The organism is Arthrobacter sp. sptzw32 (assembly GCF_059089735.1).
Genome location: NZ_JBNHEZ010000039.1, coordinates 1 through 212 on the forward strand (window position 1 = coordinate 1; position 212 = coordinate 212).

1 rRNA gene is annotated in these 212 nt (G+C 54.7%); it reads right to left on the reverse strand.

Annotated elements, in window-relative coordinates:
- Positions 1-81 (reverse strand): 5S ribosomal RNA (gene rrf, locus AC5RVN_RS17505); the annotation flags it as partial.
- Positions 82-212 lie beyond the last annotated feature (131 nt).

Sequence of the window (212 nt, forward strand, 5' to 3'; positions counted from 1 at the left end):
TGCAGTACCATCGGCGCTGTGGGTCTTAGCTTCCGGGTTCGGAATGGGACCGGGCGTTTCCCCCACGCTATGACCGCCGTAACCCTTGCCCCACCCGTTTTGGGGGTGGGAAATCTGTGGTTACAACATGTGGTGTTGTTATTCAGTTGTGTTCCTTAGCAACGAACCGGTTTGGTTTGTTGTTCGGGAACCACATAGTGGACGCAAGCAGT